General features: G+C 52.6%; 13 protein-coding genes and 1 pseudogene. 6 read left to right on the top strand and 8 right to left on the bottom strand.

From position 1 onward, the window contains the following. Positions 1–90 precede the first annotated feature (90 nt). From araH to azuC, 6 genes are all read right to left on the bottom strand, one after another. Entirely contained in the window at positions 91–1,077 is a 987-nt protein-coding gene (araH, locus tag AAEY27_RS09285) for an L-arabinose ABC transporter permease AraH (RefSeq protein ID WP_342324850.1), read from the bottom strand. 14 nt (positions 1,078–1,091) lie between these two features. Then, the gene (gene araG / locus AAEY27_RS09280; protein ID WP_342324849.1) at positions 1,092–2,606 is read right to left on the bottom strand and encodes an L-arabinose ABC transporter ATP-binding protein AraG; all 1,515 of its coding nucleotides are present in this window, start codon (positions 2,604–2,606) and stop codon (positions 1,092–1,094) included. 68 nt (positions 2,607–2,674) lie between these two features. Further along, positions 2,675–3,655 carry an arabinose ABC transporter substrate-binding protein gene (locus AAEY27_RS09275; protein ID WP_342324848.1) on the bottom strand — a complete coding sequence of 327 codons (981 nt, stop codon included), beginning with the start codon at positions 3,653–3,655 and terminating at the stop codon, positions 2,675–2,677. Positions 3,656–3,973: 318 nt separating this feature from the next. Beyond that, entirely contained in the window at positions 3,974–4,531 is a 558-nt protein-coding gene (locus tag AAEY27_RS09270) for a DJ-1 family glyoxalase III (RefSeq protein ID WP_342324846.1), read from the bottom strand. A gap of 116 nt (positions 4,532–4,647) precedes the next feature. Next, a complete protein-coding gene (locus AAEY27_RS09265; RefSeq protein ID WP_342324844.1) occupies positions 4,648–4,899 on the bottom strand; it encodes a DUF2766 family protein in 252 nt (83 codons plus the stop codon). A gap of 118 nt (positions 4,900–5,017) precedes the next feature. Continuing rightward, positions 5,018–5,101, bottom strand: coding sequence for a stress response protein AzuC (gene azuC, locus AAEY27_RS09260; protein ID WP_017458329.1), 84 nt, complete (start codon positions 5,099–5,101; stop codon positions 5,018–5,020). Positions 5,102–5,315: 214 nt separating this feature from the next. On the opposite strand from azuC, the gene AAEY27_RS09255 reads away from it, so the two are divergent. After that, positions 5,316–6,737: an MFS transporter gene (locus tag AAEY27_RS09255; protein ID WP_342324843.1), complete on the top strand. Its 1,422-nt coding sequence runs from the start codon at positions 5,316–5,318 to the stop codon at positions 6,735–6,737. Between the two features lie 80 nt (positions 6,738–6,817). On the opposite strand, the gene AAEY27_RS09250 is transcribed toward AAEY27_RS09255, so the two are convergent. Continuing rightward, positions 6,818–7,456, bottom strand: coding sequence for an RpiB/LacA/LacB family sugar-phosphate isomerase (locus AAEY27_RS09250; RefSeq protein ID WP_342324841.1), 639 nt, complete (start codon positions 7,454–7,456; stop codon positions 6,818–6,820). A gap of 189 nt (positions 7,457–7,645) precedes the next feature. Here AAEY27_RS09250 and AAEY27_RS09245 point away from each other — a divergent pair, with 189 nt between their 5' ends. From AAEY27_RS09245 to ftnA, 4 genes and pseudogenes are all read left to right on the top strand, one after another. Further along, a complete protein-coding gene (locus AAEY27_RS09245) occupies positions 7,646–7,846 on the top strand; it encodes a hypothetical protein (RefSeq protein WP_342324840.1) in 201 nt (66 codons plus the stop codon). A 70-nt stretch (positions 7,847–7,916) separates the two neighbouring features. Next, positions 7,917–8,315: pseudogene (locus AAEY27_RS09240) on the top strand (HD-GYP domain-containing protein). A gap of 106 nt (positions 8,316–8,421) precedes the next feature. Beyond that, on the top strand, positions 8,422–8,754 hold the full coding sequence (gene yecR / locus AAEY27_RS09235; protein WP_342324839.1) for a YecR family lipoprotein: 333 nt from the start codon (positions 8,422–8,424) through the stop codon (positions 8,752–8,754). Between the two features lie 208 nt (positions 8,755–8,962). Beyond that, entirely contained in the window at positions 8,963–9,460 is a 498-nt protein-coding gene (ftnA, locus tag AAEY27_RS09230; RefSeq protein ID WP_342324837.1) for a non-heme ferritin, read from the top strand. Between the two features lie 38 nt (positions 9,461–9,498). On the opposite strand, the gene AAEY27_RS09225 is transcribed toward ftnA, so the two are convergent. After that, on the bottom strand, positions 9,499–9,840 hold the full coding sequence (locus tag AAEY27_RS09225) for a hypothetical protein (protein ID WP_342324836.1): 342 nt from the start codon (positions 9,838–9,840) through the stop codon (positions 9,499–9,501). 240 nt (positions 9,841–10,080) lie between these two features. Between AAEY27_RS09225 and tyrP the strand changes: the two genes are divergently transcribed. Then, the gene (gene tyrP, locus AAEY27_RS09220) at positions 10,081–11,292 is read left to right on the top strand and encodes a tyrosine transporter TyrP (RefSeq protein WP_342324834.1); all 1,212 of its coding nucleotides are present in this window, start codon (positions 10,081–10,083) and stop codon (positions 11,290–11,292) included. Positions 11,293–11,423 lie beyond the last annotated feature (131 nt).

The raw sequence follows: 11,423 nt of genomic DNA, 5'->3' as shown, positions 1-11,423 counted from the left end.
CATTTTAAGAATGCGTTACCAGCCGGGTTAGCGGCTGGTAAGCAAGGGAAGTAAACTGAAAGGTTGTCTCTAAAATACAAGTAAATAGCGCTAGACGGTGCGTTTGGCTTTTTGTTTGTAGCGGTCAAAAATCACCGCCGCCAGTAGGATCAAACCGCGCACCACATATTGCGAGAACGGTGAGATGTTTAACAGGTTCATGGCATTTTCCACTGTGCCAAGAATCAAAATCCCTGCCACCACGTAAGAGATTTTGCCGATGCCGCCTTTCAGCGATACGCCGCCGAGCACACAGGCGGAAATCACAATCAGCTCATAGCCAATTGAGGTCATCGGTTGGCCGCTGGTCATACGCGAAGCGAGAATAATCCCCGCCGCTGCCGACACTAACCCCGACAGCACAAAGATGATGATTTTGGTTCTGACCACCGGCACACCCGCCAGCCGCGCGGCTTCTTCATTCCCGCCAATCGCCAGCGTATTGCGGCCAAAGGTGGTTTTGTTAAGCAGGAAGCCAAAAATAATCAGGCAGCCGACCGTCAGCCAGATCGGCGCTGGCAAACCAAACCAATTGGCATAGCCGAGCGTAAAGAAGCGCTCGTCTTCAATGCCCACCGCTTTCCCGTCGGAAATGATATACGCCAGCCCGCGCACAATTTGCATGGTGGCAAGGGTGGTAATCAGGGCGTTGATCTTCAGGCGAGCAATCACAAAGCCGTTAATAAAACCGCTGACCACGCCGAGCAACAAACCGGCGAAGACGCCAATCCACAAGCTTTCGCTGAGGTTAATAACCACAGCGGTGGTGACACCGGCGCAGGCAATCACCGAGGCGACAGAGAGGTCAAAATCCCCTGATGCCAGGCAAAAAAGCATGCCGCAGGCCACCATGCCGGACATGGAAATCGCCAACCCCAGCCCTTTCATATTGACGAAGGAGGCGAAGTTCGGCACAAAAATCGCGCAGCCGAGGAACAGCACGGCGAACACCACCAGCATGCCGAACTGATCCCAGATGCGCCCGAAGCTGAACGGCGACTTCGACTTTGGCGCGCGGGACGTAGTTAAAGATGACATCGTATTCTCCTCACTCAGGCGACAGCCTGGCTAACTTTAGGCATCGCAAGGCTTAGCACCTGCTGTTCATCGCCCTGACCGTGCAGCAACTCACCGGCAATCTCCCCTTCACGCATCACCACAATGCGATCGGCCACGCCAATCACTTCTGGTAAGTCGCTTGAGGCAAACAGCACCGCAACACCGCGGGCGGCCAGCGCGTAAATGACGTTGTAGATTTCATGCTTCGCCCCGACATCAATGCCGCGCGTCGGCTCGTCGAGCAAAATGACTTTCATCTCTTCCGACAGCCAGCGCCCGAGAATGGCTTTCTGCTGGTTCCCGCCGGAGAGATTCATAATGAGCTGATCGGCGCCCGGGGTTTTGATATTGAGCGCACGAATATGATGCTCCGCGTTATCACTCTCCCAACTGTTGTTAATCAGACAACCGGCATGAATGTATTTGCGCCGCGCACTGATATTGATGTTCTCCTGCACCGAATGCACCGGGATAATGCCTTCCGCTTTGCGGTCTTCCGGGCATAACATCATGCCCGCGCGAATCGCCTGCGCCGGTTTCTGGATTGAGACGGCTTCCCCGTCGATAAATACCTGCCCTTCGGTGATCTGCGTGCCGCCGAACAGCCCTTTCATCAATTCGCTGCGTCCGGCACCCACCAGCCCGAACAGACCGACAATTTCACCGCTGCGCACGCTCAGGCTAATCGGCGTGCGCACACCGGGCGCTTTCACCTGTTCCAGCCGCAAACGCTGCTCGCCATATTCCCGCGGCTGCCAGCCATAGATATCGCCTAATTCACGCCCGACCATCGCCTGCACCAGTTGGTCATGGTTGACTTGTTCCATATCCGTAAAGGTGCGCACATAGTGACCATCTTTAAACACCGTAATCGCATCGCTGAGGGCGAAAATCTCTTCCATACGATGAGAAACATACAGAATGACGCGCCCTTCTTTGCGCAGCTCGCGGATCACGCGAAACAGGTTGTCGATTTCACGCGCGGAGAGGGAACTGGTCGGTTCATCGAAAGCGATAATTTTGGCGTTACGCGCCAGCGCTTTGGCGATTTCAACCATCTGCCATTGACCAATGGAGAGATACTTCAACGGTGTTTGCGGGTCGATATCCAACCCCAGATGTTCAAGCTGTAAACCCGCTTCGTAATTGAGTAATGAGCGGTTCACAATGCCGCTTTTATGCGGCAGCTGCCCCAGATAGATGTTCTCGGCGACGGTCATTTCCGGCACCAGATGCAACTCCTGGTAAATGATGGCCACGCCCGCGTTCAACGCGGCGGTGGTGTCGGCAAACGCCACTTCTTCGCCTTTGATCGCCAGCGTGCCGCTGGTTGGCGCATAGTTACCGCTGAGGATTTTTAATAGTGTCGATTTACCCGCGCCATTTTCGCCCATCAACGCGTGAACTTGCCCGGCATGACAATCAAAACTGATGTCGCTGAGCGCCTTCACACCGGGGAAGGTTTTGCTGATGCCGCGAAACGAAAGATAAGGGGTAGACTGTTGCATAACGTCTCCGTAAAGCAGTTGATTGTACGTCTGGCTCCCCGAGTTACCGGGGAGCGCAACCTGGAGAATTACAGTCCTTTTTTCGCCAGCTCTTCTTTGAAGTTATCGCGAGTGATCAGCACAACATCGGTGACCGCAGTGAATTTCGGCGGTTCAGTTCCTTTGGTCACCCAGTTGTAGAGCAGCTCGCTGGTTTTATACCCATGCACATCCGGGCTTGGCAGCAGCGATCCATAGAAGCCCGTCGCTTGCGCTTTGGACAACTCGCTCACCGCGTCCACGCCGTTAATACCAATACCAATCACGTCCGGAGCTTTAAAGCCCTGACCTTCTGTCGCACGCACGCCGCCCAGCACGGTGTTATCGTTCATGCCGAGCACCAGCCAGTGTTTCACTTCAGGGTGCTGAACCAGCAGGGAGTTACCGGCATCGAATGCGCCGGGGATATCGTTAGATTTGGTCGGCACCTGATAAATCTGTTTTTCCGGGAAACCGGCTTTTTTCAGCGCGTCCATTGAACCGGTGGTACGGCGACGCGCGGTATCCAGTTCGTTAGCGGTAATCGCCATCACACCGGTTTCTTTCACGTTCCAGCCGCGTTTTTGCATCTCTTTGTATAGCTCCTGGCCCTGACGCGCGCCGATTTCGCTGGCCGCCATCATCACCAGCGGAACGGAGGTCATCGGTTCGCCTTTGGCGTTGACGAACTGATCATCGACCGCAATCACTTTCATGTCGTAACCGCGCGCTTTGGCGGCAATCGCCGAGCCGAGTTTCGGGTCTGGGGTACAGATAACAAACCCTTTCGCGCCGCTGGCGGCCAGGCTATCAATGGCGTTCAGCGTTTTTTCACCGTCGGGAACGGCGATTTTAATCACTTCAAAACCTAAATCTTTGCCGGCCTTGTCGGCAAATTTCCATTCAGTTTGAAACCAGGGTTCCTCCGGTTGCTTGACCAGGAACCCGAGCTTCATGGTTTCAGCGATAGCGGATTGTGACATAACGGCAGCCAGACCGATGGCCGCCAACGCTTTAGTGAATTTGTGCATGGTAAACTCCAGCTTTAACGTTCTTTTATGTAGGGAAAACAAACTATCGGTTCATTTAAAAGGACATAAAACAAGGCATTAGAGTCCACGCGCCCCATGGACATCTGTGCTGGGAGTAGTTGTAGCGGGAAATTGATTCTCCATAGGAGAGCGGCATCACACGGCAGAATTACAGTAATTACGTACATAAATTCAGCGATTTTTCACATAAAGTTAACCGCTATTGTCGGACAAATCGGAAGGGTAAAAGCAGGATAATCCATAACATCAGCCAGCTTATCCTTGTGCCCGACTGAGGTGCGCAGCCGGGCGAAAACATCACCAGCTATAGTAGATATGATCGGCGTGATCTCGCGCCGCCGTTTCGTCTCCTTGCAAGCGAGCGGCCACGGTCAAGGCGAAATCGAAGGCCAGCCCGAGGCCTTTGCCGCTGATCAGGTTGCCGTCTTCCACCACAGGCGCATCGACATATTCGCCATCACGCACCGTTTCGTAGAGATCGCCGGAACAGACATAACGGCGGCCTTTTAGCAGGCCATTCCCGCCCAGCACGCGCGCGGCAGCCGAGCAAATCGGGCAGATAAACTTGCCCGCATCGTCATGGTGTTTAACAAATTGCACCACGGCTTCGCTGGCGGCCAGATTGACGCTGCCCTGCGGCCCGCCGGGCAACACCACCGCGTCGTACAGCGTGTTTTGCCGTTCTGCCAGCGTGGCGTCCGCCACCATCGGAATATTGTGATAACTCACCACCGCGCGCGATTCCGCGCAGGCCAGCGTTTCCACATCGATTTGCAAGCGGCGCAAAATATCAATGGTGATAATCGCTTCCGCTTCTTCAAAACCGGGCGCTAACAACATCGCCACTTTTTTCATTCCCGACTCCTTGTGTTTAAGGTTGGTTGACTAAAGTGGCGGTATTGTTGATCAAAACAGCGTTTCAAAATCCCCGCTGCGTCACAGACCGGGCGCTGTGTTTCGGTGAGGATCCGTTAGTGCGCTTCGCCCTGCGGAGTGAACTTCAGTTCAATTAAGGCGATGGCTTTTTGAATGGCGCGGCGCGTGACGGGATCGGCAGCGGCGGGATGAGTAGAAAAATCGATGCTTTTTAATTGGTTGGCCATTTTTTCACGCACTTCAACGGGCGCGATAACATCAATCACATCGAGGATTTGTTTGATGACCAACTGGCAGGCGACGACGTCGGATACCAGTTCCTGGTCGACGGGGGTGTTTTGCGACATGGGAAGCTCCTTTCGTAAAGGGCGCCATAGTAGCGGGAAACGGCGGGCAAGAGTAGTTTTGCGCTTTGGCGGTAAATTGCGGGCATAAAAAAACCTGCCTCAGCAGGTTTTTTTATTATCAGAACATAGCGCCTGGCGGTACGTCTTTGAAAGTCTTGCAATAAGTTTCAAACATATGCTTCAGGATTTTACGCAGTTTCATGTGTTGCTCCGGCGATTTGTTATGCAGGTGTTAAGCCTAAGTGCGTACATAATATGACCTTAGTCACAAAAATCAACTCACCTGTGATAGAAATCACGTTTCAAAAATCAGAAATGCCGTAACTTTGTTAAAAATTCGATTATAAATCCTGCATTTAGGGCGCTAAAATTTTTTTTAGCATTCTCAACTTTTTTTGGCAAATGGCAGATCCACAATGAGTGAAAGCACCCTTTCGCGGAAGACTGGAGGTCTTTCTCCCGCTGCGTTACTGGTAGCCGGCGCGTTCTTTATGGAGTTTATCGACGGCACGGTGATCGCCACCGCGCTGCCGGATATGGCAAAAACCTTTGGCGTGGAAGCCGTGGCGTTGAATATCGGTATCAGCGCGTATCTTATTACCCTTGCGGTATTGATCCCCGCCAGCGGCTGGATTGCCGACCGCTTCGGCGCACGCAATGTGTTCTCAATTGCGCTGGCGATTTTTACCATCGCGTCCGTGCTGTGCGGGCTTTCCACCAACGTTGATATGTTCGTGTCGATGCGTATTTTGCAAGGCGTCGGCGGCGCGTTGATGGTGCCGGTTGGTCGCCTTGCTGTGCTGCGTACCACGCCGAAACATCAGTTGATTACCGCCATCGCCACGCTCACCTGGCCAGCGCTGGTCGCGCCGATTATCGGCCCGCCGCTCGGCGGTTTTATCACCCACTATGCCGACTGGCGCTGGATCTTCTTTATTAATGTGCCGCTCGGCATTTTGGCGATTGCGCTGGCGCTACGCATTATTCCCAATATTCGCGAAGAGGAGCGCCGGCCGTTCGACCTGGCCGGGTTTATTTCCACCGCCGTGGCGATGGTCAGCCTGGTGTATGCCATGGAAGCGCTCGGTTCGGAGCATCCGCAAGGCCTGTTAACCTTCGGCCTGCTGGCGCTGGGCGCGGTGACAATGGTCTTTACGTTGCGTCATTTCCTGCGGGCAAAATGGCCGATGATCCGCCTTGATGCCATGCAGGTACCGACGTTTCGCGTGACTATGTACGGCGGTTCGCTGTTTCGCGCGTCGATTAGCGCCGTGCCTTTTCTGTTGCCGCTGCTGTTTCAGGTGGGTTTTGGCATGGATCCGTTTCATGCCGGGCTGTTGGTGCTGGCGGTGTTTGCCGGAAACCTCAGCATCAAACCCGCCACCACGCCGCTGATCCGCTGGCTAGGCTTCAAAAAATTGCTGCTGATTAATGGCGCGCTTAACGTGCTGGCATTGGTGGCCTGCGCGTTGCTGACGTCGCATACACCGGCCTGGCTGACCTTTGTGATTCTTTATCTTGGCGGGGTTTTCCGTTCGGTGCAGTTTACCGGTGTCAGCACCCTCGCCTTTTCCGATGTGCCGTCACCGCAAATGAGCTACGCCAACACGCTGTTTAGTACAGCGACACAACTGGCGGTCGGTTTGGGGATTACGCTGGGCGCAATTGGCATTCGCATTGGCGAGCACGTGAGCAGTTGGCTGCACATTACAAATATTGAAGGGATCAGTTTCCGGCTGGCGTTTGTATTTATCGCGCTGATTTGCCTGGTGGGCATGTTTGATACGCTTCGCCTGACAAAAGATGCCGGTAGCGCGGTGTCGCAGAAAAATACCTAATGTTGAAATGCCCGGTGGCGCGAACGCTCACCGGGTCTGTAGGTCTGATAAGCGAAGCGCTATCAGGCACAATATGGCTATCAGGCCAGCACTTCGCGAACGAACGCTTCGATCTCTTTGCTCTGGCAATTTTCAAAGAAGCACTTCTGGAAACGCTCACCGGAAACGGCGGTTTTCACCAGTTCACGGTCAATGGCGCGCAGCGTATCAAGATAGTTTTCTTTTACGACCGCCGCTTTCACCTGATTCAGAATGCCCGCGTTACGCACCTGCGGCTCTTTACGTTCCGGTGGATAACCTTCCCCGTTACGGCCAGTAAAGGCTTTCTCAAAGATAAAGCGCACGTTCAGTTCCGCGCCCCAGCCAAAGCCTTTCGCGAACGGCAGCGCCAGCGCATTACCGTTATTGATTTGCGCGAACAGGAAGGCATCCGCCGGATCGATGCAGTAGCCGCACACCACGCCCGGATGAATGTTCAGCGACATCAATGCACCCTGACCGGTGCCGCAGCCGGTAACCACAAAATCCACCGCTTTGGCGTTGAGCAAAATACTGGCCATAATCCCTAAGTGGATGTAAGTCAGATGATGGTCGTTTTCGTCGCTCATGCCGACGTTATACACCGGGAAATCTTTCTCATCGGCAACCGTTTTCAGCTCTTTCAGGATGATGGCGTTTTTCGCCGCCTGGCTGTTTTCCATCATCAGTGCAATTTTCATTTTCGATCTCCTGTGGACATGCTTCAGATAGCAAAGGTTGCTTAAACCTTACTACCTGACAAACGTACTTTCAAATTTAGTGAAAAATGGTTTTAAAAATCAAAAGCAGGTTCACAGTTTTCGCCGATCCCCCGCCTCGCACCGCTATTCCGGTCTGGCTTTACGACGCGGAAATCCTCACGCGTTTCAATGAAGACAGCTACGGGTTGTATGCCGGGGTGTTGCGTACCGAAAATCGAGGTGCATTATATCGATAACGACTACGCCGAAATGCGCAAAACCCAGTGGCCGGTGCGGTTGGTGGAAATCCTCGACGTTTCACAAACCCCGGCGCACGGCGGCATGATTGGCCCGTGGCACAAAGGGGTCACCCGCTGCACAATTTGCTGACCCAGGTACACCGGCTTTCCAGTTATCGATTGAAAATTACGCGTCACTGCATGATGTCGGTAAAATTGCCGTGCCGGACCATATCTTGCGTAAACAAGGGCCGCTCACCCCGGAGGAATTTAGTGAGATGAGGCTCCATACTATTAAAGGCTGGCGCATTATTCAGAGACTGGGGCTGGGACAGGTGGCGGAAAATATCATCCATTTCCACCATGGAAAATGGGATGGCAGCGGTTAACCGGAGGGGCTAAAGGGGGAGCAAATCCCACTGGAAGCCCGCATTTTGGCGCTGCCCGATGTGTACGACGCGTTACGCCAGAAGCGCGTTTACAAGCCGGGCTTTCGCCATGAACTCACCCGGCAGACCATTATCGACGGTGCGGGCAAACACTTTGATCCCCGGCTAATCGCGGTGTTTCGCCAGCATCATGAACGTTTTCGCGTGATTTATGACAATCTCGCCGACTGAGCATCGCCGTCGCGATTAGTAGGGGCTATTCAACGGGTTATTCCACCGATTGGCGCCCAATCACCGCGATAAGATGAGATCATGCCAAATGAATCAGAGCGATTTCATGAAGAGAATATGTGTTGCCGTCTCGTTGCTGCTGCTTGCCGGGTGCACCATCACCAAGGAAGCGGAAGTCAGCAGCGTGGATACCACCAGTGGTCTGGTGCGTCTTAGCTTTAACCAGTCAATGATGCAGACCGCGCGTTATGACGAATATACCGCGCAGGGTACGGCAAATAAGCAGTGCCAGCAAATGGGCTATGCCACTGCCGTGCCATATGGCCAGCCAGTGCAGACCTGTAGCTTGATCAGCGGAACGGCCTGCATGAATACCAAAATCACGATTCAATATCAGTGCCGCGGTGTGGCAGTGAATCAAACCCAGTCCGCCTGGTAATATTTTAAGCCAGCATAGCGTTGCTGGCTTATTCTTCTATTAATAATTAAAACAATTCTCATTCATTTAATTATGTGCGCGGGCAATGCGTGTTATTCTCATTCTCTTTTTTAATAAATGAGTTTTTTATTTTACCTTTTGCAAATAATTAAATAACAAATTATAGTGGCCGCAGATTTTTCCCTTATTCTATTTCTGGAGCGGTACCATGTTAAAAGCAGAGATGATTGAAAAACTCAATGAACAAATGAATCTGGAACTCTTTTCTTCCCTGCTTTATCAGCAAATGAGCGCCTGGTGCAGTTACCACAGTTTTGAGGGTGCCGCCGCGTTCCTGCGTCGCCACGCGCAGGAAGAGATGACCCACATGCAGCGCCTGTTCGACTACCTGGCCGACACCGGCAGCCTGCCCCGCATCAATACCATCGCGTCGCCGGTTGCGGAATACACTTCTCTTGACGATCTGTTCCGCGCCACTTACGAACACGAACAACTGATCACACAAAAAATTAACGAACTGGCGCACGTCGCCATGATGTCACAAGATTATCCGACCTTTAATTTCCTACAATGGTATGTGGCAGAACAACACGAAGAAGAGAAATTATTCAAATCGGTCATTGATAAATTAACGCTGGCCGGTAAAAGTGGCGAAGGTCTTTATTTCATCGATAAAGAACTGGCGACGCTTGACGCGCAAAATTAATATAATTGCGGTTAAGGTAAATCTTAACCGCTTTATTTTTACATGCATCCCGCACAACTTGTGCAACGCCAGTCTTGCTTATTCACCGCCTGGTAGAAATAGCGATAATTTTCCGTTTCCAGCGCAATACCGTAATCAAAGAACAAATCCGTTAGCCACTCGACGTTTTCGATAATCCACTCATCTTCCTGTAATCCTTGTGCAAAGGTTTCATCGTCCGGGTCGATTATCGAATAGATAGCCCAGGTTCCCATGTCTTTCTCCTGGCGAGACTCCGGCAGGATGATGGTCTGACCCTGCCAGCTAATGATCCAGTGCCCGTGGCAAAGCAGGTTTCCGTTGCGCGACCATTTCGCTGTGAAGGGGTTTGCACCCGGCATCGTCTTCCTCATTTTTTTGATAATTTATAATTCTTTTTTAAGGTACGCCTGATTGTCGCGCAAAAATATTCCCCTGATGAAGTAGGCAAATTGCCTGATTCTGTTGGGCAGATGACCGGCCAAATGAAGCTGTAAACTTATATATACAGCGATTGTAACGGTCGTTTGACGAAATGAATGAATTCACTTACTCTGCGCCGCGAATTGCATATGCAGTATGTTCCAGGACAGAGGAAAAACGTGAAAAATCGGACACTTGGCAGCGTCTTTATTGTTGCCGGAACAACCATTGGCGCGGGGATGCTGGCAATGCCGCTGGCAGCTGCGGGCGTCGGCTTTGCCACCACTTTAGTATTACTTTTCGCCCTGTGGGCTGTGATGTGTTACACCGCCCTGCTGTTGCTGGAGGTTTACCAGCATGTTCCGGCAGATACCGGTCTCGGCTCGCTCGCGCGGCGCTATTTGGGCCGTTACGGCCAATGGATCACCGGTTTCAGCATGATGTTTCTGATGTATGCATTGACTGCTGCGTATATCAGCGGCGCAGGCGAATTGCTGGCATCGGGCATCAGTGCGTGGTTTAACGTGCAACTTACTCCGGTGGCGGGGGTTCTGCTGTTCACAATCGTTGCCGGTGGCGTGGTCTGTGCCGGAACGTCGCTGGTCGATCTGTTTAACCGATTCCTGTTCAGCGCGAAAATTCTTTTCCTTGTGATCATGCTGGTGTTGTTGATGCCGCATATCCATCAGGCCAACTTGCTGACCCTGCCGTTGGAAAAAGGCCTCGCACTCTCTGCCCTGCCGGTGATTTTCACCTCATTTGGTTTTCATGGCAGTGTGCCGAGCATTGTCAGCTATATGGGCGGCAACATTCGTAAACTGCGCGGAATATTTATCACTGGCAGTGCAATTCCTTTAGTGGCGTACATTTTCTGGCAACTGGCGACGCTTGGCAGCATTGATTCAACGACCTTTATGGGATTACTCGCCAGCCAGGCGGGACTGAATGGTTTGTTGCAGGCACTGCGTGAAGTGGTGGCGTCGCCGCATGTTGAACTGGCGGTGCATCTGTTTGCTGACCTGGCGCTAGCAACCTCGTTTCTTGGCGTTTCGCTGGGGCTATTTGATTACCTCGCCGATCTGTTCCAGCGCGGTAATAACGCCGCCGGGCGTTTGCAAACTGGAGTGATCACCTTCCTGCCACCGTTGGCGTTCGCGCTGTTCTACCCGCGCGGGTTTGTGATGGCGCTGGGTTATGCCGGTGTCGCGCTTTCCGTGCTGGCGCTGCTGCTGCCATCGATGTTGGCGTGGCAGAGCCGTAAACACCATCCGCAAAACGGTTATCGCGTACTCGGCGGCAAACCGGTGTTGTGCCTGATTTTCGTCTGCGGGATTGGGATTATCGCGATTCAGTTCCTGATAGTTGCAGGATGGCTGCCAGAGGTAGGGTAAATCAGGAAGAATACACACCGCACGTGAGGTAACTTGCGTGCGGTTTTTTGTTGAATTGAATAACGAAAAATATGGCGAAAGGTGTTTTGCCGGCACAAAAAAACCACCTTTCGGTGGTTTCACGACACTGC

The sequence above is a fragment of the Kosakonia sp. BYX6 genome (assembly GCF_038449125.1).
Taxonomy (GTDB): domain Bacteria; phylum Pseudomonadota; class Gammaproteobacteria; order Enterobacterales; family Enterobacteriaceae; genus Kosakonia; species Kosakonia calanthes.
The sequence above is the reverse complement of the archived record's forward strand: the minus strand, read 5'-3'. Positions and strand labels throughout refer to the sequence as shown.